The 24,484-nt window shown below is 42.2% G+C and carries 23 protein-coding genes; 10 read left to right on the plus strand and 13 right to left on the minus strand.

Going from position 1 to position 24,484, the window contains the following annotated elements:
- Both WBM49_RS02585 and WBM49_RS02590 read left to right on the plus strand, forming a co-directional pair.
- A partial coding sequence (locus WBM49_RS02585) for a 2TM domain-containing protein (protein ID WP_424370503.1) occupies positions 1-322 on the plus strand: 322 nt, incomplete at its 5' end.
- Between the two features lie 11 nt (positions 323-333).
- Positions 334-813 (plus strand): dihydrofolate reductase, encoded by a 480-nt coding sequence (locus WBM49_RS02590; protein ID WP_424370530.1) that lies wholly within the window; start codon positions 334-336, stop codon positions 811-813.
- On the opposite strand, the gene murI is transcribed toward WBM49_RS02590, so the two are convergent.
- The 8 genes from murI to WBM49_RS02630 form a co-directional block, all read right to left on the minus strand.
- Complete coding sequence (murI, locus tag WBM49_RS02595; protein WP_424370504.1) at positions 810-1,598, minus strand: glutamate racemase; 789 nt, start codon at positions 1,596-1,598, stop codon at positions 810-812. The genes WBM49_RS02590 and murI overlap by 4 nt on opposite strands.
- An 80-nt stretch (positions 1,599-1,678) precedes the next feature.
- A complete protein-coding gene (locus WBM49_RS02600) occupies positions 1,679-2,188 on the minus strand; it encodes an OmpH family outer membrane protein (RefSeq protein ID WP_424370505.1) in 510 nt (169 codons plus the stop codon).
- A gap of 37 nt (positions 2,189-2,225) precedes the next feature.
- A complete protein-coding gene (locus tag WBM49_RS02605; protein WP_424370506.1) occupies positions 2,226-3,062 on the minus strand; it encodes an OmpH family outer membrane protein in 837 nt (278 codons plus the stop codon).
- 96 nt (positions 3,063-3,158) lie between these two features.
- The gene (locus WBM49_RS02610) at positions 3,159-5,780 is read right to left on the minus strand and encodes a BamA/OMP85 family outer membrane protein (protein ID WP_424370507.1); all 2,622 of its coding nucleotides are present in this window, start codon (positions 5,778-5,780) and stop codon (positions 3,159-3,161) included.
- 4 nt (positions 5,781-5,784) lie between these two features.
- A complete protein-coding gene (locus tag WBM49_RS02615) occupies positions 5,785-6,525 on the minus strand; it encodes an isoprenyl transferase (protein WP_424370508.1) in 741 nt (246 codons plus the stop codon).
- 8 nt (positions 6,526-6,533) lie between these two features.
- The gene (locus WBM49_RS02620; protein ID WP_424370509.1) at positions 6,534-7,220 is read right to left on the minus strand and encodes a DUF6089 family protein; all 687 of its coding nucleotides are present in this window, start codon (positions 7,218-7,220) and stop codon (positions 6,534-6,536) included.
- A 110-nt stretch (positions 7,221-7,330) separates the two neighbouring features.
- Positions 7,331-8,212, minus strand: a complete 882-nt coding sequence (locus WBM49_RS02625; protein WP_424370510.1) for an NAD kinase — start codon at positions 8,210-8,212, stop codon at positions 7,331-7,333.
- Positions 8,209-8,865, minus strand: coding sequence for a CBS domain-containing protein (locus tag WBM49_RS02630; protein ID WP_424370511.1), 657 nt, complete (start codon positions 8,863-8,865; stop codon positions 8,209-8,211). The genes WBM49_RS02625 and WBM49_RS02630 overlap by 4 nt, the downstream gene beginning before the upstream one ends.
- Positions 8,866-8,958: 93 nt before the next feature.
- Between WBM49_RS02630 and WBM49_RS02635 the strand changes: the two genes are divergently transcribed.
- The 7 genes from WBM49_RS02635 to clpX all read left to right on the plus strand — a co-directional run bounded on the left by WBM49_RS02635 (position 8,959) and on the right by clpX (position 16,095).
- Positions 8,959-9,675 (plus strand): pyridoxine 5'-phosphate synthase, encoded by a 717-nt coding sequence (locus WBM49_RS02635; RefSeq protein WP_424370512.1) that lies wholly within the window; start codon positions 8,959-8,961, stop codon positions 9,673-9,675.
- On the plus strand, positions 9,672-10,442 hold the full coding sequence (locus tag WBM49_RS02640) for an alpha/beta fold hydrolase (protein ID WP_424370513.1): 771 nt from the start codon (positions 9,672-9,674) through the stop codon (positions 10,440-10,442). The genes WBM49_RS02635 and WBM49_RS02640 overlap by 4 nt, the downstream gene beginning before the upstream one ends.
- 122 nt (positions 10,443-10,564) lie before the next feature.
- The gene (locus tag WBM49_RS02645) at positions 10,565-12,064 is read left to right on the plus strand and encodes a G-D-S-L family lipolytic protein (protein WP_424370514.1); all 1,500 of its coding nucleotides are present in this window, start codon (positions 10,565-10,567) and stop codon (positions 12,062-12,064) included.
- 70 nt (positions 12,065-12,134) lie between these two features.
- A complete protein-coding gene (locus tag WBM49_RS02650) occupies positions 12,135-12,488 on the plus strand; it encodes a phage holin family protein (protein ID WP_424370515.1) in 354 nt (117 codons plus the stop codon).
- Positions 12,489-12,581: 93 nt separating this feature from the next.
- A complete protein-coding gene (tig, locus tag WBM49_RS02655; protein WP_424370516.1) occupies positions 12,582-13,904 on the plus strand; it encodes a trigger factor in 1,323 nt (440 codons plus the stop codon).
- 178 nt (positions 13,905-14,082) lie between these two features.
- On the plus strand, positions 14,083-14,763 hold the full coding sequence (clpP, locus tag WBM49_RS02660; protein ID WP_424370517.1) for an ATP-dependent Clp endopeptidase proteolytic subunit ClpP: 681 nt from the start codon (positions 14,083-14,085) through the stop codon (positions 14,761-14,763).
- A gap of 96 nt (positions 14,764-14,859) precedes the next feature.
- The gene (gene clpX / locus WBM49_RS02665; protein WP_424370518.1) at positions 14,860-16,095 is read left to right on the plus strand and encodes an ATP-dependent Clp protease ATP-binding subunit ClpX; all 1,236 of its coding nucleotides are present in this window, start codon (positions 14,860-14,862) and stop codon (positions 16,093-16,095) included.
- Here clpX and WBM49_RS02670 read toward each other — a convergent pair.
- Both WBM49_RS02670 and WBM49_RS02675 read right to left on the minus strand, forming a co-directional pair.
- Positions 16,092-16,637, minus strand: coding sequence for a hypothetical protein (locus WBM49_RS02670; protein ID WP_424370519.1), 546 nt, complete (start codon positions 16,635-16,637; stop codon positions 16,092-16,094). The genes clpX and WBM49_RS02670 overlap by 4 nt on opposite strands.
- A 115-nt stretch (positions 16,638-16,752) precedes the next feature.
- A complete protein-coding gene (locus tag WBM49_RS02675; protein ID WP_424370520.1) occupies positions 16,753-18,282 on the minus strand; it encodes a GH3 auxin-responsive promoter family protein in 1,530 nt (509 codons plus the stop codon).
- 78 nt (positions 18,283-18,360) lie between these two features.
- On the opposite strand from WBM49_RS02675, the gene WBM49_RS02680 reads away from it, so the two are divergent.
- Positions 18,361-19,155 carry a DUF2797 domain-containing protein gene (locus WBM49_RS02680; RefSeq protein ID WP_424370521.1) on the plus strand — a complete coding sequence of 265 codons (795 nt, stop codon included), beginning with the start codon at positions 18,361-18,363 and terminating at the stop codon, positions 19,153-19,155.
- Here WBM49_RS02680 and WBM49_RS02685 read toward each other — a convergent pair.
- From WBM49_RS02685 to sppA, 3 genes are read right to left on the minus strand one after another with little or no spacing between them, the layout of a single operon-like run.
- A complete protein-coding gene (locus WBM49_RS02685; RefSeq protein WP_424370522.1) occupies positions 19,148-21,874 on the minus strand; it encodes an AsmA-like C-terminal region-containing protein in 2,727 nt (908 codons plus the stop codon). The genes WBM49_RS02680 and WBM49_RS02685 overlap by 8 nt on opposite strands.
- 29 nt (positions 21,875-21,903) lie before the next feature.
- Positions 21,904-22,614, minus strand: coding sequence for a queuosine precursor transporter (locus WBM49_RS02690; protein ID WP_424370523.1), 711 nt, complete (start codon positions 22,612-22,614; stop codon positions 21,904-21,906).
- Between the two features lie 4 nt (positions 22,615-22,618).
- Entirely contained in the window at positions 22,619-24,376 is a 1,758-nt protein-coding gene (sppA, locus tag WBM49_RS02695; RefSeq protein WP_424370524.1) for a signal peptide peptidase SppA, read from the minus strand.
- Positions 24,377-24,484 lie beyond the last annotated feature (108 nt).

The raw sequence follows: 24,484 nt of genomic DNA on the forward strand, positions 1-24,484 counted from the left end.
GAACAGGATCCGACAGAAAAAAAACCTGTACAGGCACTTTGTCTGGTTACTGATAGGTAGTGTTGTGCTCGTTATCCTTAACAAGGTCCTGTTATATGGTGAGGTATATGATTGGGCGTATTGGACAATCGCTTTGTGGCTCTTCTTTTTTCTGGTACATATCGTGAATGTTTTTATTTTAAATGAGTTTATGGGGCGCGACTGGGAACGGCAACAGCGCGAAAAGCTACTTCAAAAACAAAAAGAACGCATTGCAGCCATACAAAAAGAAGTGGAGGCAACGAATCCTGCACCTCAACCTCTTAAAAAAAAAGAAATTTGAAGACCATAACTATGATCGCAGCCATAGCCGAGAATAATGCCCTGGGAAAGGACAACGCCCTGCTATGGCATCTGCCAGACGATTTTAAACGATTTAAGGCCATAACAATCGGCCATACCATCATTATGGGAAGGAAAACCTTTGAGAGTTTTCCCAGACCGCTTCCCAAAAGGCATCATATTATTATAACGCGAGACAGATCCTACACAACAGCCTATCCGGAATGTACCATAGTGCATTCATTATCAAAGGCTTTACAGCTTGTAGAAAGTGAGAAGCAGAGCTTTATTATTGGAGGTGGTGAGATCTATACTCAAGCCATGCCGTACTCTAATGAATTGGAAATTACCCGGGTACACCAATCATACGAGGCCGATGCTTTTTTTCCCACCATAGATCCTGAGGATTGGGAGTTGGTACATGAAGAACATCATCCTAAAGATGAGAAACATGCAGTTTCGTTTACCTACCTTACTTTCAAAAGGCGCTAGAAGTCTTTATAAGATACCTTTATTTCTCCTTTGACGTCTTTTAAAAAAGTAGTTAACAGTGCAGGCTCCGTATTGGTATAAAAGTGATGTTTCGGTTTGCGATTAGGTGCTGCTAGTAGTTCTTTCTTTTCTAAAATTCTGTAAGTCTGATTTGCTACTGCCTCCCCACAATCAATAACAATTACATGTGGAGGTAGCTCTTCTTTAAGCAATGGAATCAGATGAGGGTAATGCGTACACCCCAGTACCAAATGATCAATTCCTGAAGCTACCATAGGCTGTAAATAACTTCTTAACAAGGCCCTCGCAGCTTCTGAATAGGCTTTCCCCTCCTCTATTAATTCTACCAAACCGGTGCCTTCCTGTTCAATGATATTGATGTTGCTGGCATGATTATTCACTGTGCTGTGAAAGAGGGCACTACTCAGGGTGCCCCTGGTTGCCAATACACCTACCGTCCTGGATAAAGATTGAAGTGCCGCTGGCTTAATAGCTGGTTCAATCCCAATAAAAGGAACCGGATATTGCGCGCGAAGATGATCAATGGCATTCGTGGTAGCTGTATTGCAGGCCACTACTATGAGTTTACAGCCCTGGTCCAACAACAGTTCCGTATTCTTACAACTTAATTGGACAATGGTCTGAGCCGACTTTTCTCCATAGGGGGCATTCTTACTGTCTGCAAGGTAGACCGTATCTTCGGATGGTAGCCGTAGCTGCAACTCTTTCCAGATGGAAATACCGCCAACTCCCGAATCAAAAATCCCTATGGGTTTATTATTCAATGCTGGTTTTTAAATTAGGTTCTTGTAAAAATAAAAAAACCGTCCTTTTAGAGGACGGTTTTTCTTAGGTTTCAGTGTTATTAAAATCCTAGTTCTTTTTTTACTTCTGCCAGTAGGTCTTTTCCTTTTGCCACAATAACTCCACCTCCCTGGGTAGAATCCATTACATATTGTATGCCTTGTGCTGCGGCCACTTTTTCAATGGCTGCCATTGCCTTTTCTGAAATAGGCTGAAATAGCTCTGCTTGTTTCTTTGCTAATTCTTGTTGGGCAACTTGCTGAGCTTCTCCAATATTTCTTTCAAAACCTTGCAGCTCTACAGCTCTCTTTTCATTTTCCTCTTTGGTCTTGGCAGAGGCTTCACTTTGATATTGAGTGTACTTATTACGTAACTCTGTCATAGAGCTTTCAATATCTGCTTTATAAGTTTCCTGTAATTTTTTAAGCTCTGCTTGCGCTGCTTTCATCTCTGGCATTTCTGACAAAAGATCTGTTACATTAATGTGTGCAACTGTACTTTGAGCGCTTACAAACCCTGTAGCTGCAACAAACAATACGATGGCTACTGCTACTTTCTTCAAGTGTTTCATGACTTTAAATTTACTATTTGAGTGTTATTATTGAATTCTATTGTTGATCTACCGAATCTTTTTTCTGCTCGGTTTGCTTTTTTCTATCGTCTTCTTTTTCCTTGCGCTTCGCTTCTCTTTCTTCCAGTAATTTTTTTCTTCTGGCTTCGTATGCCTGCTTGCGTTCTTCCCTTAATTTCATCTGCTCCGCCCTTTTTTCTTCTGCGGTTTTCTGCCTCGTATCTTCAGCTTCCTGGGCTTGTTCCAAACGCTCCTTTAAAGCGTCCGTCATTTCTGCTTCTTCTGCTTCCGCTTCACTTTCAAACGCCGTTAACCTTGCTTTTTCAGCAGCCTTGGAAGGCTTGCTTACTCTTCGGGTCCTGGCGATGCCTCTCAACACTAATTCACTGATATCGTGCCTTTTTTCGGAGTACAACATTACGACATCCGCCGATTTATCAAAAATAAAATCGTACTTTTTATTCGCTCCAATGGCCTGTACCTCATTGAATACCTGGTCCTGGATTGGTTGTATCAATCGTCTTTTCTGTAAGACCAGATCACCATTGGGACCAAATCTGTCTTGTTGGTACTCCAACATCTCCTTTTCAAGGATCTGTATCTCCTCATTGCGTTCAGCGATCAATTCGTCTGTTAGCAAAACTTTTTCCGCCATCAGGTCTTTCTTCATTTGATCTACAACTCCCTGTTTTTCTTCAATTTCCAACTTCCATCGCTGTACTTTGACTTCCAGCTGTTCGTTCGCCTCCCTGTATTCCTCAACATTTTCAAGGATATACTCCATGTCTACATATCCTATTCTAACGCCTCTTTGCGAAAAGGTAGCAAAGGTGGTCAAAAAAGCAATGGTTATTAAAAGAACGTTTGTTTTCATGCTACTTCGGTTTAGTACATAGAAAATATCGTGCCAAAATTACTAAATCTTTTAGTATGAGTGGTTTACCTTTTTTGTTTTGGGAGTCAATAGTACTTAGAATTGCTGTCCTATGATAAAGTGAGTCTGCCATCCACTGGGACCATTCCCCGCAGATTGCGGTCTTAGATCCTCATCAAATCCGTATCCAAAATCTATCCCCAACAAACCAAAGGCAGGCATAAAAATACGCAAGCCCACTCCGGCCGATCTTTTTAGTTGAAACGGATTAAACTCATTAAAATTGTTAAAAGAGTTCCCAGCCTCTAAAAAAGTCAGACCGTAAATGGAAGCCGAAGGTTTTAAGGTTAGAGGGTATCTGAGTTCAATTGAATACTTATTGTATACAAGTCCTCCTTCTTGTGCAAAGGTAATAGGATCTACCGGGGTAAGTGAGTTGTTCTCATAACCCCTTAGTTGTATCGTTTCCCGGCCGTCTAATGTAAAGTTTCTGCCTAAGCCGTCTCCTCCTAAGAAAAATCGTTCAAAGGGTACTTCTCCGACAGCGCTGTTATAATTGCCTAAGAACCCAAATTCTATGTTGGTCCGCAACACCAACTTATCCACCAGGCGCGCATACCAGTCGCCCTTAAACTTAATCTTGTAATACTCCAACCATCGGAAGCGTTCCTGATCAACACTTTCCAACTCACTGAGTTCAGCGGTAGTTAAGGTACCTCCTACTCTCCTTCTTTCCGTCTGCAGTTCTGTAAGTTCTTCACTTCTTTCTTTTAAGGCGCCAAAGTCTTTATCGCTAAATAAGGAATACGGAGGTGTAAATTTCGCGGTTATTTCAAAAATCGATCCGGTGATCGGAAATATACGCCCCGGTCCGGCTGAAGACCTTGAAATTCCAAAGGTATAGGCCAAAGAGCTAGATTGACCGTTCCCAAAATTGAAAAGCCCGGTTCGGTAATTTTTAAAATCGTACAACTGATAACTGAGGGAATGTGAGAGCGTAAAGAAATCATCTGGCCATTGCACCCTTTTTGCCAGACCCAGGGAAATCCCTGTAATCGCAAACTGTTGATTTTTATCTACTTCTACCCTTCCGTTATTTCCGAATGACGCCAGGAACTGTTGCGTTCTTGAGAGTGACAGGTTAAAACGAACCGGTTTTTTACCTCCCAACCAGGGTTCTGAAAAGTTTAGGCTATACACCCGGAATGTCCTACTTGCCTGTAACCTGAGGGCGAAGGTCTGACCGTCTCCCATTGGTACCGGTTTATACGCTTTCCCGTTAAACAGATTCTGAATAGAGAAATTACTAAAGGATAGTCCCAGGGTGCCTATAAAACCACCACCTCCATAACCACCTTGTAATTCTATCTGACTGGAACCCGATTCTACCAAACTATACGCCAAATCTACTGTTCCGGAGTTCGGATCAGGATTCTGAATGTCTGGGGCAATCTGTTCGGCATCAAAGAAGCCCAACTGACCCAACTCGCGAACACTCCTGATGATATTCTCTTTACTGTATTTCTGACCCGGACGTGTTCTGATCTCTCTAAAGATCACATGGTCATTGGTCTTATCGTTCCCCGTAACCGTTACATGGTTCAAGAATGTCTCTTTCCCTTCAATGATACGGATCTCAAAATTTATGGTATCGTTCTCTGCAGAGACCTCCACCGGGTTTATTTGAGAAAACAAATATCCGTTGTTCTGGTACAGGTTTGTGAGATCCTCTGCATCTGGTTTTGTGTTATCCGCAATTCGCTCTCTAAGAAGTACCCCATTATAGGTAGCACCCTTCTTTATACCCAATACCTGAGTAAGCTGCCTGTCTGTGTAGACCGAGTTCCCCACAAAATCTATATCTCCAAAATAGTATTTGTTTCCTTCCTCAACCTTTATGGCGATTTTTATATTCTCGTCATTCACCCGGGTGATAGTATCTGAAATTACACGGGCATCTCTAAAACCATTTTCTGCGTATTTGTCTATCAATGAGGCGAGATCCTCTTTATAGTCCTCCGGGATGTATTTTGACTTCTTCCAGAACCTGCCCAACTTTTTGCGTTTGGTGTTTTTCAGTGCTTTTCTTAACTGCCCGCTAGAAATTTCCTCATTACCCTCAAAGACTATATTATCTATTTTAACCTTATTGCCTTTGCTGACATTGATGACCATTGTCTCTGCATTGGTCTCTGAAGTGTCCCTTGACGTTGCTATGATAGCCTTGGCGTTGAGGTATCCTTGTTTTTTGTACTTATTCTGCAGATAATTTTTCGTATTGGCTATAAGACTTTCGGTAATCTTCTTTCCTTTTTTTAGATCGGTATCTTTGATAATCTCATCGACCTTCCGTTTTTTAACCCCATATATAGTGACCTTGGATAAAGTTGGCCTCTCCTTGATGTTAAGCTCCAGGTAAATATCATCCCCCTCAATGTTAGTGACGTAGAAGGAGATATCACTAAATAATTCCAGTCCCCATAATTTCTTAAGAACATTACTGATCTGATCTCCTGGCACGGTAATAATTTGCTCCTCCCGCAAGCCGGTATAGGTTTTTACGGTTTGTTCATTATAACTCTGCAAACCAGTTACCTGTAATCCTTTTAAAACATACTTCTTCCCATTATCATAGGGAATCTCCTGTGAAAAGGCAGTACTGGTACTTATAAATAAAAGGAGGGTTGCAAGGAGGTTCAGCAATATGAATCGATTCATACCACTAGTTAAGTTGTTCGCTTGTTTTTCCAAATCGTCGTTCTCTGTTCTGGTAATTCTTTATCGCTTCTGCCAGATGTTCCTCCCTAAAATCGGGCCAAAAGACATCCATAAAATACAGTTCAGCATAGGCTATTTGCCAAAGTAAAAAATTGCTTATTCGATGTTCCCCACTGGTTCGAACAAGCAAGTCTACGTCTGGCAAATTATGCGTGTAAAGATGGCTATTTATAATGGTATCATCAATATTCTCGGGCGAAATTATATTATTTTTAACTTTGAGACTAATTTCCTGAATGGCGTGTTTTAGTTCTTCGCGCGCACCGTAACTCAAGGCCAGGGTAAGGACCATACCACTGTTTTTCGAAGTCTTTTCGATCACTTCCTGTAATTCAGCGTATGCTTTTGAAGGCAGGGAATCTATATTCCCAATGGCATTAAGCCTGATATTATTCTTGTGAAGGGTTTTGAGTTCTTTCTTCAATGAAGATACCAATAGATTCATCAAGGTATCTACTTCTAACTTGGGACGTTTCCAATTCTCAGTAGAAAAAGCGTACAGCGTTAGAAATTCTATGCCCAACTTGGCACTGTTCTCTACCGTTTCCCGCACAGCCTTAACCCCATTTTCATGTCCAAATATCCGGAGTTTTCCTCGCTGTTTGGCCCAGCGACCGTTGCCATCCATAATGATAGCCAGATGCCGGGGTAAAGGACCCGCTTTTAATGATTCTATAGTGTCCATTCTATAAATTACTCAAAACAATCGGAGCAGACTATCCTTCCAAAGGTGTAGGTAAGGGTTATGCCTGAAAATACGTACCAATCGTCACTTAAAATATTACCAAAACGAAATTGTTCAAAATTTGAACCCTCCGGATTACTAGCATCCAGGTTGTCCGTAAATGTGTACCGTGCACCAATTTCGGCACCCAGGATCAGAAACTGATTGATCCTAAGTTTGGCTCCAACGGTCATCGGGATGGCAAAAGCGCCATCCTTCTGCCCGGTTTCTTGCAATGCGCCGGCGTCAAAATAATTAAAATCATAACGAAAATACGTAATTCCTGTATATAGATAAGGTGTAAAGGCCTGTGAAAGAGAATGTAAATTGTATTCCACAAAGTTAAACTCCAGTCCTGCGGAGGTTTCAAAGATGGTATGATCCAGGGAATAGCCTCTTTGTTGTCTGGAAGCCATATCAGATTTTGTATCGTCTGCGGTGAAATTGCCATAGAGAACACTAGCCCGCCACGCATAGCGTTTGCTTTTGTTCCACTTAAATACCCCGCCAAAAGCAGGTCCTGTTGGAGATATAAAGTTCATGCGGCCAACATCCCCTATATTATTAAGACCCCCGGCCATCAGACCTACCTCATAGGTTTGGGCCGCCATCTCTGTGGCAACAAGGGTTAAGAGTATTAATACAAGCTTTTTCATGGACTTAAAAAGTGTGCAAATATACTCCTTTATGACTTTTAGGGTACGTAAACTCAAGATCTTTCGTTTTCTTGATTAACAGGCTTTTGAAGCATTTATTGTTTTAGGGATCAATTGCGTTTGTCTTGTCCCCATAATAATTTGTTACGGATGGTCTTTAGAAAACTTTCGGAAGCGTACTCAATCATTTTGATCGTAAAGTCCGCCTTTTGAATCACGAGTTCCTTTCCATTAGCAATACTGGCGAGGCGAGAGTCCAGGGAAACCATATGCTGGTCTTCGCGTCCCGAAACCTTGATGCGAATCACTGTATCATCAGAAATCACCAGCGGTCTGGCATTGAGATTGTGCGGGGCTATAGGCGTTATGACCAGGGATTGAGCTGTTGGAGTTATCACCGGACCTCCACAACTCAAAGAATAACCGGTAGAGCCTGTTGGGGTTGATATGATGAGTCCGTCTGCCCAATAGGAGGTGAGATATTCGTCATTCAGATGTGTTTCTACTGTAATCATAGAGGTGGTATCCTTACGGCTAACGGTAACCTCATTCAAGGCAAAATTAAGGCCATTAAACTCTTCGATCTGAGGGCTTGCCACGATAGATACCAGGCTGCGTTCAACCACCGTATAGTCACCCGAAACAAATGCATGCATCATAGACCTAACCTCTTCCTTCTTATAGGTAGAAAGGAAGCCCAAACGACCTGTATTGACACCAACTATCGGGATTCCCAAAGCACCCACAAAGGTTACCGCACGTAAAATTGTACCATCTCCACCAAAGCTCACAAAAAGATCAAAGTCGGCATCCAATCCGGAACTATGATTGAAGGTATCATAGGTAGAGGCTGGTTTTTGTGTAGTAATAAGGTCGTGAAATTCTTCTTCAATAACAACGGTAGCCTCCATTTTGGCAAGTTCTTCCAGTAGCTCAAAGACATACTTGAGTGCATTGTCCTGGTAAGACTGTCCATAAATGGCGATCTTCATACGTTAAGAAATTTGTCTAAATAATCCGAACGTTCTTTGAGATCCTCAAGGAATTGATCGTCCTTATTTCCAAAAAGGATGGTGTAGTTATAGCGGCGAAAAGTGTTCACCACTTCATTAAAATTATTGACCCCGATCTTTAAGGTGATCTGTATCACTTCGCTTCTGGCATCCGTTATAAACGCGCCTATCAATTTTGTGTTGTTACTTTCTACAATCTGGGCGATCTCACTAAAGGAATAGTCCTTGATCCCTTTAGCCACTACTATGATAGCCCCTGGTTCTTTAAAAAAAGGAGTGTCTATAAAAACACCTACTATATCATTCAGATCGTAGTAGCCGAGTACGTGCGCTTCCTCATCCAGAACAGGAACCAGATTGGCCTCATTACGGGAAAAGATTTCCAGCACATCGAGCCAGGAAGTGGTTTTATGCGCAAAGAATGATTCCAGCGTGCTCCTAAAAATATCTATGCTCTTATCACCCTCAAAAGATTCCAGATCATTTTCAGAAAGTAATCCCAGGAGTTTCTGATCTTCAGTTATAGCCACATGGGAGTAGATGCTATTCGTGAAAAAGTGAATAGGTTCTTCCAGATTATCCTTGATATCGAAGACCGGAATGGTATGAATTATATGAGATTCTATCAGCATAGCGTTTTAAATTAATGCAAATTAGTAATTTAAAATATCAAAAGGCATGCCTAATTTGTATTTTTGCGGCTGATCAACGATGATACTGTCCTAATGACGAAACTTAGTGTAAATATCAACAAAATAGCCACCCTCAGGAATGCCAGGGGAGGTAATGTTCCAAACCTTTTAAAGGTAGCCTCCGATATTGAAGATTTTGGAGCTCATGGAATCACTGTACATCCGAGGCCAGACGAACGTCATATCAGATACGCCGATGTCTATGCGCTTAAAAAAATAATAAGGACCGAATTTAACATTGAAGGAAATCCCAATGACGCTTTTACGGCCATGGTTCTTGAGGTTCAACCAACCCAGGTAACTCTGGTGCCCGATGCTGTAGATGCTATTACTTCTAGTGCAGGCTGGGACACCATTGCCCATAAGGACCTGCTAAAAGACATGATTGGTACTTTTAAAGCCAAAGGCATACGTACCTCTATTTTTGTGGATCCAGATCCTAAGATGATTGAGGGAGCCGCCGAAACAGGGGCAGATAGGATTGAACTTTATACGGAGCAGTATGCAGAGATGTATACCAAAGCTCCCGAAAAGGCCATAGAGCCATATAAAAATGCCGCCATACTTGCCCATACCTTAGGGCTGGGGATCAATGCAGGCCACGATCTTAGTTTAGAGAACATCGCTTACTTTAAACAGGGGATTGAACACCTTGAAGAGGTCTCAATAGGGCATGCATTGATTTGTGAAGCTATCTACCTGGGCCTGGAAAACGTTGTAAATATGTATATCCACAGATTACGAGCATGAATTTAGTGTACGCCAATAAAGTAGGAAGTGGCAGACCCTTGATAATACTGCATGGGTTTTTGGGAATGTCTGATAATTGGAAAAGCCTGGGAAACCAATATGCAGAACTCGGTTTTGAAGTGCATATGATAGACCAGCGTAATCACGGGAGAAGCTTTTGGTCTGATGCGTTTAATTATACGCTGTTGGCAGCGGATGTATATACGTATTTGGAACAAAATGGGATAGACAAGGCCGATGTAATAGGCCATTCTATGGGCGGTAAGACAGCGATGCAATTTGCCTGTAGCCATCCTGGCAAAGTAAATTCACTGATCGTTGCCGATATTGCGCCCAAATACTATCCCCCTCACCACGATGAGATCATCAACGGCCTCAATGCCCTTAGACGGGAAGATCTAACATCACGTACTGCAGCCGATACAGCATTAGCTACCCACATCAGTGATTGGGGAGTGCGGCAGTTCTTATTAAAAAACCTGTATTGGAAAGAAAAGGACCAACTGGCATTTCGGTTTAACCTAAAAGTCCTCTCAGACAAGTTGAATGAAATTGGAGAACCTATAGGCAGCAATGAGGTTTTTGAAGGTCCCGTCTTATTCTTGCGCGGTAGCCGATCTGAATATATACAGGAACAAGACCTAGCTGAAATTAAGAAGCATTTCCCACGAGCCACCCTGCAAACAATTGAGAATGCCGGGCATTGGTTACATGCAGAGAATCCCGATGAATTCTTGCAAAAAACACTTTCCTTTCTGAATTCATAAAGATAGAAGCCAATAATTGCAGGGTTCCTAATTAATTAGGGCTATAATTGTGTGTGTCATAATTTTAATTAATTTTGGCTACATAAAACCTTTTGTAGATCTATCAACACAAAATTGACTAAATGAAAAAGCTTATTGCATTCCTTGCATTTCTCGGACTCTTTATGGCGTCCTGTAACGACGATGACACAACGGTAGTTAATAATCCAGATCCAGAGCCGGTAACTTACACTAGTGGGACAGCCGATTTCTCAAATTATGTGGCCATCGGAAACTCACTTACAGCCGGGTATTCCGATGCCGCTCTTTTTATAGACGGCCAAACAAATTCTTTTCCGAATATGCTAGCCGGGAATTTTGCCCTTGCCGGGGGTGGCGATTTTAGCATTCCTTTTATGGCAGATAATCTGGGTGGAGCAACCTTGGGAGGACAAACTATCCTGGGAAACCGACTTATTCTATCTTTTGCCACGGGTTCGCCTTCTCCTGTTCCGGTTTCGGGTCAGGGAGCAACGGAAATAAGCAATACACTAACCGGCCCATTTAATAACATGGGGGTTCCCGGAGCCAAGAGCTATCATTTGGTAGCACCGGGCTATGGCAATGTAGCCGGAGTGGCTACAGGCGCGGCTAATCCGTATTATGCCCGCTTTGCCAGTTCCGGATCGGCCACCGTTATTGGGGATGCCGCCGTTCAAAATCCCTCGTTTTTCTCTTTGTGGATTGGGAACAATGATATACTTGGTTTTGCTACTTCCGGTGGCGCCGGAGTAGATCAAACCGGAAACTTGGATCCATCTACCTATGGGAGCAATGATATTACAGATCCCAATGTATTTGCAAGTGTTTTAGATGGCTTACTTCAAACCCTAACAGCTAACGGAGCCGATGGGGTGTTAATGAATATCCCTGATGTAACTACTATTCCTTATTTCACGACGGTTCCTTATAATCCTGTACCCTTGGATGAGGCTACTGCCGCCTTGTTAAATGGCGCTTATGCCGCTTATAATGGTGGTCTTGCACAATTACAACTAGGAGGTGCTATCTCTGCTGATGAACTAGCAAGAAGGACCATCTCCTTTTCTGCAGGAGCTTCAAATGCTGTGGTGCTGATCGATGAAGACCTTACAGACCTTACGGGTTTTAATCCTGCACTGATCAATATGCGGCAGGCCACACCTGAAGATTTGTTAGTATTTACATCTCAAACAATTATCGGAACACTTGCTAATCCTAACGATCCAACCTCTATCAATGGGGTGGCCGTGCCTCTTGCAGATCAATGGGTGTTAACCCCCGAGGAGCAAATGGCGGTAGCCACTGCACAGGTTTCCTATAATCAAACCATAGCGGCTCTTGCCCAAGTATATGATGTGGCACTGGTTGATGCCAATGCCTTTTTAACCACTTTTGCGGAGACGGGATTTCCTTTGAGTGACGGTAGCACTGTTCGCGCGACCTACGGAACCGGCGGTGGATTCTCTCTGGACGGGGTTCATCCTTCCCCAAGAGGGTATGCGCTTTTGGCGAATCTTATGGTAGAGGCAATCAATGCAAAATACGGATCTAATCTTCCCGGGGTAAACCCCCTGGATTTCACCGGTTTGTATTTACAATAAAAAATAAATGCTTATTTTAAAGGCACCTATTACGGGTGCCTTTTTAATTTATAATCTAACGAAACAACCTATGAAACTAATCCTTCGTATCCTGCTCAGTGCCCTAGCCGTTGTTTTATTGGCAAATCTTCTAAGTGGCATTTATGTTGATTCGTATATAACGGCCATAATTGTGGCGATTGTTTTAAGCCTGCTCAATTTTATCGTGAAACCAGTTTTGGTTATTCTTACCCTCCCCGTGACCATACTTACACTGGGGCTTTTCTTACTGATCATCAATGCCGTGATCATCCTACTGGCAGATCAGCTCGTAGCTGGTTTTGGCGTAGAGAACATCTGGTGGGCCTTGTTATTTAGCCTGTTACTTTCATTTCTACAATCCATATTTTTTTCGATTTTAAAGGAACCGAAGGAGACTTCATAAATCACCACTTAGACAACATCCTAAAAACTTGTTCTGCTCTGTAAAATGTACTATTTTTGCGTCCCATTTCGGGAATGTAAATAGAAGAATTAGATGAATATTACCAAGGAGCAAATAGACAACCTGAACGCCGTTGTTAAGGTAGCTATCACAAAAGAAGACTACCAGGACAAGGTAGAAAAGATCCTGAAGGATTACCGCAAACAAGCAAACATACCTGGTTTTAGAAAAGGTCAGGTCCCCATGGGTCTTATAAAAAAACAGTACGGGAAGGCCGTATTGGTAGATGAGGTCAATAAATTGTTGCAGGACAATCTCAACAAATACCTGAACGAAGAGAAACTCGATGTTCTTGGGAATCCGTTGCCAAAACAACAAGACAGTTTTGATTGGGACAGAGACGAGCTTGCTTTTGAATTTGAATTAGGCCTGGCACCAGAATTTGATGCATCCCTAAAGACCAAGAAACCGGTGGTTCAATACAAAATAGTTGCCGATAAGAAAATGATAGATGAGCAATTAGAGCGCATCCAAAAACAGTACGGCAAACTCATCTCTAAAAAGGTAGTAGGTAAAAAAGACGAGCTTACCGGAACCTTTGTGAATGAAGCAGAGGAGATAGAACACAAATCTACTGTTGAACTCGACAAGATCAAGAATAAAAAGGCCCTTGATGCCCTGGTAGGAAAAAAACCTGGCGATGTTGTTACCTTAAAGACCAAAGGTCTGTTTAAAGAAGACTATTTTCTTTCCGGAGCTTTAGGGATCAATAGGGATAAGGCAGATAAGTTGGCCATTGAGGTAAACTTTACCATTGAAGAGATCAATGAACGGCAGCCTGCAGAATTGAACCAGGAATTGTTCGACAAGCTTTTTGGAAAGGACACCATTACTTCTGTGAAAGCTCTTAGAGACAGGCTCAAAGAAGATGCCGAGAAGCAATTTGAACAACAAGCCGATCAGAAACTTCTGAACGACGTCACAGAACGTTTGATTGAAACAACCAAATTTGATTTGCCCTCAGGGTTCTTGAAGAAATGGATACAGATGACAGGGGAGAAACCCCTTTCTGAGGAGGAAGCTCATGATGAATATGAAAAATCTGAAAAAGGACTTCGCTATCAGTTAATTGAAGGAAAGATCATAAAAGATCATCAGGTAGAGATTAGCTTTGATGAGCTCAAGGAATTTGCCAAGGGATTTATTAAATCTCAAATGGCCCAATACGGACAAATGAATCCTGCTGAGGAAGAGCTTGATGCGATTGCCGGCAGAGTGATGAGTAACCAGGAGGAGGTAAAACGACTTTCAGAACAATTGATGAGTCAAAAATTACTTACCCTGTACAAAGAAAAGGCAAACCTGAAGGTAAAAGAGGTCACCTATGAGAATTTTGTAAAAGAGGTTTACGGCTAATTAGTCAGACGTAGTTAAATAGATCCCTTAGGCTATAGAAAATACTAATGTTAAGACTTTTATAAAATAAGATCGAGCAGCTAAACTGCGATCAATTTTCATTAAAAATAAGTATATTTACAGAGCCGAATACTATAAATTCGGCTCCTTTTTTTTATAAAATAATTATATCACTATAATGGATTACGGAAAAGAATTCAAAAACTTTGCTATAAAGGATCAAGGCATCAGCAGTATGTACTATGATGACGTTTTACACAGTATGTATCCTGTGAGTATGACCCCTAATATTATTGAAGAGCGACAATTAAACGCCATCGCAATGGATGTTTTCTCCCGTCTTATGATGGACAGGATCATCTTTTTGGGAACAGGGATCAATGAACAGGTTGCCAACATCGTTCAGGCGCAACTCTTGTTTTTGGCCAGTGCTGATTCTTCCAAGGATATTCAGATCTATATTAATTCTCCGGGAGGAAGTGTCTATGCAGGTTTGGGCATCTACGATACCATGCAATTTATAAAGCCTGATGTTGCTACGATCTGCACAGGGATGGCCGCCTCTATGGCTGCTGTATTGTTATGTGCCGGTGAAAAAGGAAAGCGTAGCGGGCTTAAGCACTCCAGAGTAATGATTCATCAGCCTATGTCCGGAGCACAAGGACAGGCAAGTGATATTGAAATTGCCGCCAATGAGGTTATTAAAATCAAGGATGAACTTTATCATATCATTTCTGCGCATTCCGGCCAGTCTTTTGACAAGGTATATGCAGACAGTGACAGGGATTATTGGATGAGGGCAGAAGAGGCAAAAAAATACGGCATGATCGACGAGATTTTGGTACGTGACAAGGAATAAGCGGTGAAGAGTTACAGCTAATAAAGCAACCACTTACCCCCGTAATAAACCAAAATCAGAATAAATTCGTTATAATAGCCGATAGCATTAAAAAATATGGCCAAAGAAAACTTAGAATGTTCTTTTTGTGGCAGGAAAAAACCTGAAACTAATCTGCTTATAGCGGGCTTAGATGCGCATATCTGTGATCGCTGTATTGAACAGGCCCATGGTATTGTTTCGGAGGAGTCCAAACAATCCAAGACAGACGATCTATCCTCAGAATTAACGCTGAAGAAACCAAAGGAGATCAAAGAATTCCTGGATAGTTTTATTATAGGACAGAGTAGAACTAAAAAAGTGCTGTCTGTTGCGGTTTATAATCATTACAAACGACTTTTGCAGCCCAGTTCAAAGGAAGATGAGATAGAGATCCAAAAGAGTAATATCATTATGGTGGGGCAAACGGGAACGGGTAAGACACTTATGGCCCGTACCATCGCCAAAATGCTCAATGTTCCACTAGCCATTGTAGATGCCACCGTTTTAACCGAGGCCGGATATGTAGGTGAGGATGTAGAAAGCATACTGACAAGGCTTCTGCAAGCGGCAGATTATAGCCTGGAAAAAGCAGAACGAGGAATCGTATTCATAGATGAGATCGACAAGATAGCACGTAAGAGCGATAATCCCTCTATAACCCGAGATGTTTCGGGTGAAGGCGTGCAACAAGGATTATTGAAGCTTTTGGAAGGCACAGTAGTGAATGTGCCGCCAAAAGGAGGACGGAAACATCCTGATCAAAAATTTATCGAGGTAAATACAGAGAACATCCTTTTTGTAGCTGGGGGTGCCTTTGACGGGATAGAACGGATCATTACCAAAAGACTCAATATGCAGGCCATTGGCTATAGTGCCGCCCGCAAAGAAGAACATATTGATGAGGATAATGTTTTGCAGTATATCATCCCAAGAGATCTTAAGGAATTTGGTTTAATACCGGAGATCATTGGGAGATTACCCGTACTTACACATATGAATCCTCTAGACAAGAAAACCCTGCGGGCCATTCTTACCGAACCCAAGAATGCCATCATCAAACAGTATGAGAAATTATTCCTCATGGATGGTATCAGTTTCGAGATCACGGAGCAGGCACTAGACTATATTGTTGAAAAGGCCATCGAATACAAACTAGGAGCCAGAGGCTTACGCTCCCTGTGTGAGGCTATATTTACGGATGCCATGTTTGAGCTTCCCAGCAGTGATGAAAAGGATTTCAAAGTAACCAAACCCTACGCAGAAGAGAAACTATCTTACGAGACCATCAAGAAGTTAAAGGCAGTCTCTTAAAGTTGAAATTTTTTGTGAATAGCTGATTCTAAAAGGCGTAAACAAACCTTCTGAACAATCATCTCATCAGAATACAATTCGTGTCCGTATTGAGGTAATACTTCCAAGGAGACTCCCTTAGAAATGGCCCATTCCCCGGATGGCACTACCTTATCTTTCTCACCAAACAATAAGCGAACAGGACAATCTGGTTTTGGAGCGTCTAAAGGAAGGTCTATAGGAGAAATTGCGTACAGCGATTTCATAGGTAAGCCTTGTAAGGCCGCATTCCAGGCCACCGTCCCTCCTGCGCAAAAGGTTAAATAGTGACAAGGTTCTTTTTCTTTGTGAAGCAATTGCGCTATCGCCGTTTCCATCCCGCCATTATTAAACGCCTCATATAGATTCTCAGAAGTGCTTACTATAAGGTCTACGCCAGCCAATTGCTGAGTATCGTGATATTGAATATCAAAGTATTGTTGTAAGTAGCCCAGGTAAGAGGTAATCCAAAGACCTTTCTTTGAACCCCACATATCTGATAAGATAATTAGTTTTTCAGCCATAAGATGTTCATTTCGGTTAAGTAAGGAGGTACAATTTGAACATTCTTATGGAAAGACTACCATTTTTTTGTCGATTGGTTGCATTTCATCGACCATTTTCTGTATTCACTTCTTATTAAGGTGCCAAGGATTCTTCGTTCATCTGAAGTAATTCATCCAAATATGCTCTGTCATTAGATAACCTCGGGATCTTGTGCTGTCCGCCCAGCTTGTCCTTAGATTTTAGCCAATCATAGAACAGATTCTCTCGCGCCACATTGATTTTGGGCATATTGAGGGTCATGTTGTTATAACGCTTGGCCTCATAATCAGAATTCAACGACTTAAGGGCACTGTCCAGGGATTCGGTAAAAACTCCAAGTCTTTCAGGGGCTCTCCTGAATTCTATCATCCATTCATGCGCTCCCTTTTCCTTCCCGGACATAAATACGGGGGCTACGGTATAATCCTTGATCTGAGCTCCCGTCTTTGTGCATGTCTGTTTAAGGGCCTCTTCTGTATTCTCAATTATGAGTTCTTCCCCAAATACGTTAATATGATGTTTTGTGCGGCCAGTGATCTTTATCCTGTAAGGATCTGTAGAGGTAAAACGAACTGTATCCCCAATTTTATATCGCCATAGGCCGGCGTTGGTAGTTATGACGATCGCATAATTCTTTCCTACCTCCACATCCCATAGTGCAATGGCCTGTTGCTCTTCCGATCCATAAAAATCCATGGGAATAAACTCGTAAAAAATGCCATAGTCCAACATAAGTAGGAGATCGTCTGCATTATTTCTGTCCTGAATCGCAAAAAAGCCCTCCGAGGCATTGTAGATCTCATAATACTTGAAATTTTTTCTTGGAAGCAATTTCGCGTACTGATCCTTGTAAGGATTGAAATTCACCCCTCCGTGAAAATAGACCTCCAGATTTTCCCAGATCTCAAAGAGGTGATCCTTCCCGGTTTCTTCCAGGGCGCTATTTAATAGTACCAACATCCAGGAGGGCACCCCTGCCAGACTAGTAACATTCTCTTGTATGCTTTCCTGAATAATGGCATGCATTTTTGTCTCCCACTCACTCATCAAAGATACCCTGTTGCTGGGCGTACTACTCAATTCTGCCCAGAAAGGCATGTTATCAATAAGGATAGCGGAGAGATCCCCAAAAAAAGAGCCATTGTCCTCGTATAATTCCTTACTTCCCCCCAGGCGCAGGCTCTTTCCTGTAAAGAGCTGTGAATTTTCATTATTGTTGAGATAGAGGCAGAGAAGATCTTTGCCCGACTTATAATGGCAATCTTCCAGTGCTTCGACACTCACCGGAATAAATTTGCTTTTTGCATTGGTAGTACCACTACTTTTGGCAAACCATTTTATAGTGGTGGGCCAAAATATATTTTGCTCCCCTTTCCTTGTCCTTTCTATAAGCGGTTCAACCTCTTCGTAAGAAACGATCGGAACCCGCTCCTGAAAATCCTTATACTGGCTGATGGAGCTAAAATCGTATTTCTTGCCTATTTCTGTATCTTCAGCAATCTCGAGTAATTGATGCAAAACCTCTTCCTGTACTTCTGCCGGATACTTCAGAAAAAGTTCTATCTGGTGATACCGCTTTTTAAGCAACCAGGAAGCAATGGAGTTAAATAATGGAATGGGCATTTTTCGGTATCTTTGGCTAGCTAAAAATAGGGATAAAAAGTAACAATATTTATTGGATACATTATAATCAATTGCCCCATGCAATACGAAGGTGTTTTACGAAAAATGAAAACTGAAATAGGGCATCCTATTCAGTATTATTTGGTGTTTGAAGATGATTTTCTAAATGTGAACCAGGTATTGAACAATACGCTAACCATTGCTTTTTTAAAATACCAATGCCTGAACTGCGGGCTGGAGCGACCTATTTTTCGCCAGGGGTTCTGCAGGAACTGTTTCTATGAGATCCCATCGGCCGGGGAATGGATCATGCACCCGGAATTGAGTACTGCTCATTTGGACAAGGAAGACAGGGACCTGGAATACGAGAAAAAGGTACAGCTACAACCGCACATTGTCTACCTGGCCAATTCGAGCAATGTAAAAGTTGGGGTAACCAGGAAGAGTCAGGTGCCAACTCGCTGGATAGATCAGGGAGCCCATGAGGCTATTGAAATTGTTGAAGTGCCCAACCGATATCTGGCGGGGATCACCGAGGTGGCGCTTAAGGACCATGTGGGAGATAAAACCAACTGGCGTAAAATGCTCACAAATCAGGTTGATGATGAAGACCTGGTAAGCTGGCGCAGCAAACTAAAGCAATATATCCCTGCAGAAGCAGCTCCTTATTTTATTGAGAACAATTCAGAAACTCAACTTCATTTTCCTGTGCTCAGGTACCCTGAAAAAGTTAAAAGTCTCAACCTGGATAAAACCCCTCATTTCCAGGGCAAATTAATGGGAATCAAAGGTCAGTATCTATTGTTCGAAGACAATACCGTGTTTAATATTCGCGGTAGCGAAGGATACTATGTGTCTTTGGGACTTATTTGATCGTATCCTTTTTTACGGCTGCCGTATCCTTTTTCTTTTTCTTTAACAAGCCTCCCAGGACTGATTTGGCCGCATCTTTGACAATATTCTCCTTAGCCGCAGCACTGTCTTTTTTTACAGTATCCGCCTTTTTGGTATTCGCCTTCAGAATACCTCCCAAAGTTTCTTTTACCGCATCAGAGGTGTTGTTATTAGAGGCCGTTGAATCTGTTTTCCCTTTCTTGCCGGCCAATAAACCCTCTAATAAGGTAGATGCCTTTTCCTTCCCTTTATTTAGCAGTTTTTGTTTTTCTATGGCAATTAAACTGCTGGTAAGGTCTTTTACGCCTGTGGTCAGATCAGTTGTTACCTTTGGACTGCTATAGAGTCCACCTATAGAGACACCAACAGGGATCGTTAGATTTTGTAAGCTGCTGTCATCTATTTTGGCGATGAGGTTGGTTACTTCGGAGCCCAGGTATTTGGCCGGCACCTGCAAAGTAGCCTTGTAGTTTAGATTCTTGTCAAAACTGTGACTCCCGTTTACGGTTACCGCAATATCCTGATAACTAAATGTAATAGGCTTTACGGTCACCACCCCATCCTTAAATGAGAGTGCTGTTTTTAGTCCATTCAGATTGAGATTTTCTGGTTTGAAGAAATTGAGTTGAGAGGCCATGGCATTCAACACATTTGCTTTTTCCGGGCTTATTTTGGTCTCAAAAAGTTCTGCAAGCACGTCTCCTGTAATAGAATTTAGATTTGGGGTAAAATCCTGACTCAGGTTTCCTGAGATTTCAATAGTGGAGTTTAATTTTCCTTGTAAGGCAGAGGCAACCGGAGCCAGCGCTTTTAAGAGCGAAAGTTGATTAAAGGCTTCAGATAATTGAAATTGTTCTGCGCCAATACGCATGGCAAAAGAAGGCACTTCAGCCTTTGTAGATACCTCTCCGTTCAGGGCTAACCTTCCATTGAACAAAGAAGAAGTAAGGTTACTGATACTCGCTGTTTCATCTTTGATCCGCAATACGCCTTCCACATTCTTTAGGACAAGATTGTCATATAATACGGTTTGCGCTTTTGCATTAATCGTACAATTCAGAAATGATGGTATCTTAATACTAGCCGGCTCCTCAGGAGTCTTTGTAGTTGCTTCATTTGGAACTTCACTTTCTGCTACCATAAAATCGTTCAGAGAAAAAGTATTGGATACAAGGTTAAAATTGCCCTCTACCTCTTCCTTATTGAACATAAAGCCCAGCAGGTTATTCAGGGTTCCGGAGATGGTAAAGTCTGTTTTACCCATGGTCCCCTGCATTTTATTCAGGTTCACCCGTTCCGGTTTAAAATCCAGGGCGATGGTCTGAAATTGAACCGGGGCGGTTAATTCGTCATTGGTGTATTCAAAGCCATCAATATTCAATTGTCCTGAAGTACGTGTGTTGGCATACTGTTTCTTTTCCAGGGAGGCCATATCGAAGGAGGTAGAGACATTGGCTTTCAGTAATCCCTTTAAATCCTTTTCGGCAGCGTAGGGATAAGCTCTGGAAAGATTTGCCAAATTCATATTGGCATCTATCTGGGCATTAACTTTGGTGTTGCCGGTTAGTTCCCAAGCCTTCGCGTTCATAGCAAAGCGGTCCTGGTCTATATTAAAAGACGCCTTCTCAATGGTAACGTAGGTGTCTTTGGCAAACCCGGTTTCATTACTTACCTCAGCGGCTATGATAATGTTCTCTACGGCCTTTGGCAGGTCGGGATATTTGAAGGACGCTTTATCAGATCGAATATCGATCTTAAACATAGGAATATGGGTATCATCCATTTTTCCTTTGATCTCCCCTTCCACCGTAAAGTTTCCTGTGGTGGCAACATCTTTAATGTTTTTAGAATACTCCTCGGGGAAGATGGCCAGGAAATTCTTAAAATCTGAAGAGGGGGTTTGAAATTTGATGTCCATCTCATTGTATTCATCTGCCACTTGTACAAATCCTTCAAAAACTAGAGGTAACTGGTTAATGCGGCCATTGTTCTTTAAAAATGTAAAGGTGAAGGTCTCCAGATCTATCCCTATGAGCGCTTCCAGGGCTACCTGGTGTTTGTTCAGGTATTCTGTACCATCCATTTTCAGGCTTACCAGTGCTTCTGAAGTGGTCTCTAATTCGGACTTCTTAAGGGAAAGATCTCCGGATCCACGGTGTTCTATGTTAGACACTTCCACATACATCCCTCCGGCTATATCATTGTATATTACACGCGTATCACTGAGGGTGTATTCATTGAGATCCAGGGTAAAACCACTATCAGCACTGTTTGTTGCTGAAGATGTTCCTGTTTCTTTGGCAATATCGTAATTGGCCTGTTCTGCCTCATTGATCTGAATGTTTAACAGGGCTTTATCTAAACTCAGTTTTTTTAACTGAATAGGTTCCGACGCATCTTTAAAGAGTTCATAAATAGAAAGGGTGAGGTCTAGCTGTCCTGCTTTAAACAAGGTATCCCCTTCAAAGGGGGCATTGTTTAGCAGTACGGCATCGGTTATGCGTAATTCTGCATTGGGAAAACTGCGAAACAGGCTAAGGTCGGCCTCGGCAAAGTCGAAAGAACCGTTGATACTGTTATTTACTTTGGTTTTAATGATCTGCCCAATTTTGCCTTCCAGCAGAAAAGGTGCTGCTATCAGGATGCCAACTAGGAGCAGGATAATACCGGCTGCTATTTTTACAACTTTTTTCTTCATCAAATAAGATTTTTTGGTTTGAAAGCGAGTTAGATCTCCAGCTGAATTTCTTCCCCCATTTTTAATTTAAATCGCTTCCGCAGAATATATACGAAAAAATACAGGAAAGGGGTGTCGATCACAGCAATAAATACTTTAAAAAGAAATCCACTGATCACAAGACCGGTAAAAAGGTTCCATGGTAGCACCTGAAAGACACATAACAGACCAACAACGGTAAAGGTGTCTATAAACTGGGATAAAAATGTGGAAAAGTTATTTCGCAACCAGAGATGTTTCCCCTTGGTGACCCGTTTCCAGAAATGGTAGATGGCTATATCTACGTACTGGGCAAAAAGGTATGCGATCATAGAGGCCAGGACCGCAATGGGAGAGAGTGCGAAAACGCTTCGGAAAACCTCGTCTCCAATAGGCGAGGCCGGAATAGCAGGGGCCATTTCAGCCAATAAGATGATCCCCATTGAAAAAAAAGAAGCAAATATGCCGGCAGTAACAATCTGATTGGCCTTTTTCTTCCCATAGATCTCCGAAATAAGGTCCGTTATCAAAAAGGTGACGGGATAGGGTAAAATACCCACGGATATCTCAAAGAGAGAAGCGCCAAAAACCGTAATCTCACCAAAGGGTTGCCAGTAAAAGAACTTTTGAAAAATAAGGTTAGAAACTACCAGGGAAGTAATAAACAAGGCTCCCAGGTACAAATAGATCTTGTACGCAACTTTTTTATCCTTCGTGGTCATCCCCTTATTTAATGGTTAATCTAAAGGGCATGCTGGCCTGGATGCCGCGTTGCTGGGCATTCCTTTTTATTTCTTTATACAACCCAAAAGCATCTTCGCCAAGTTCAGATTTGATCATGTCTTCTTGCACCCTGGTTTTGGCCCCGGAAAGATCTTCCATCAGCATTTCAAAATTAGACTTGTACCTTGGATATCTTCTGATACTATACGCAGTAAGGTCTGCCAGATCAGCGGCCGAAGCAATAGCGTCGTCTAGACTACCCAGCTCATCGATCAGTCCTAGTTCTTTAGCATCTACACCACTCCAAACCCTTCCTTGAGCCAGACTATCTGCTCTGGCCATTGAAATATTCCTGCCGGCGGCTACCCTGCTGAGAAATGTTTGATAGGTGGTTTCAATATTCTCTGTAACCACACCCCTGAACTGCGGGGTCATAGGTTCAAAAAGGGAATATTCCGTAGAATTGACGTTGGTTGCCACCTGTTCTGCATTGATCCCAATATTTTTGGACAATTCGCTAATGTTCGGGATGGTCCCAAAAACACCTATAGATCCTGTAATCGTTGTTGGTTCTGCAAAGATCTTATCGGCCCCCACGGCGATGTAATAACCTCCTGAAGCGGCTACATCTCCCATAGACACAATCACAGGTTTTTCTTTCTTGGTCAATTCTATTTCCCTCCAAATGATATCTGAAGTAAGGGCACTTCCACCAGGAGAATTTACCCGTAAAACAACGGCCTTAACCTTTTTGTCTTTTCTTGCCTTGATCAATGCATCGTTGATGATCCCCTGCCCAATATATGAGGGGCCACCTTCTCCGTACATGATCTCTCCCTGGGCGTAGATTACCGCTATGCGATCACTTCCTTTATTCAGTATCTTCTTACTTGCCTCTTTCATGTAATCGGAAAGACCAATGTATTGAAGACTCTCATTTTCTGTGCGCCCGCTGGCTTTCTTTAATACACCCTCATACTGATCCATATACAAGAGGTCATCTACCAGTCCGGTTTGTTTTGCGTACTGAGGATTGCGCCCTCCCAGGGTATCGGCAATGCGGTTCAAATCGTCCGTATTGATATCTCTGTCTGTGGCAATGTCCTCAACAATAGATCCCCACAGCGACGACAATAATTCTTTGATCTGTGTACGGTTGGCCTCACTCATGGAGTTTTCCAAAAAAGGTTCTACGGCGCTTTTGTATTTTCCGTGACGGATCACTTCCATTTTTACCCCGGTCTTTTCCTGCAGCTCTTTGAAGAACAATACTTCTGCAGATAAGCCTCTGAAGTCCATATTTCCTAAGGGATTAAGGAACACACTATCGGCCACACTCGCCAGGAAATAGTCTTTTTGCATGTATAGATCAGCATAGGCGTAGACAAACTTTCCCGATTCTTTAAAATCTCTGATAGCTTCTCTGATAGCCTGTGTCTGCGACCATCCCGCCATTACAAACTGGCTCTTAAGGCTAATCCCTTCTATCTTTTCATCATTCTTTGCCACCGCAATTGCATGGATAATATCATCCAGGCCCATGGCCTGATCAAAAAGTCCGGCAAAAGGATCGGCCTCGTTGCTTCCTGTATAGTCGTTGATAGGATCGTCGAACTGTAGTTCCAGAACAGATTTGTTCTTCACCACTACCCCTTCTTCCACATTGGCAAGGCTGATAAAAATCAGGAACATAAAGAACATTATCCCAAAGGCTATTAGGGTTCCAAGGATGGCTGCTAAAAGGTTTCGTAAGAAATTCATATATCGACTACTTTATGGCCTCAAAGATAATGAAAGAGCCTATCTCAGAGCGAATCTTGGCTATATTTTAAGGAAATGCGCACATAGGAGATACTTATATAAAAAAAC

Source organism: Muriicola sp. (assembly GCF_049669965.1).
Classification (GTDB): domain Bacteria; phylum Bacteroidota; class Bacteroidia; order Flavobacteriales; family Flavobacteriaceae; genus Muriicola.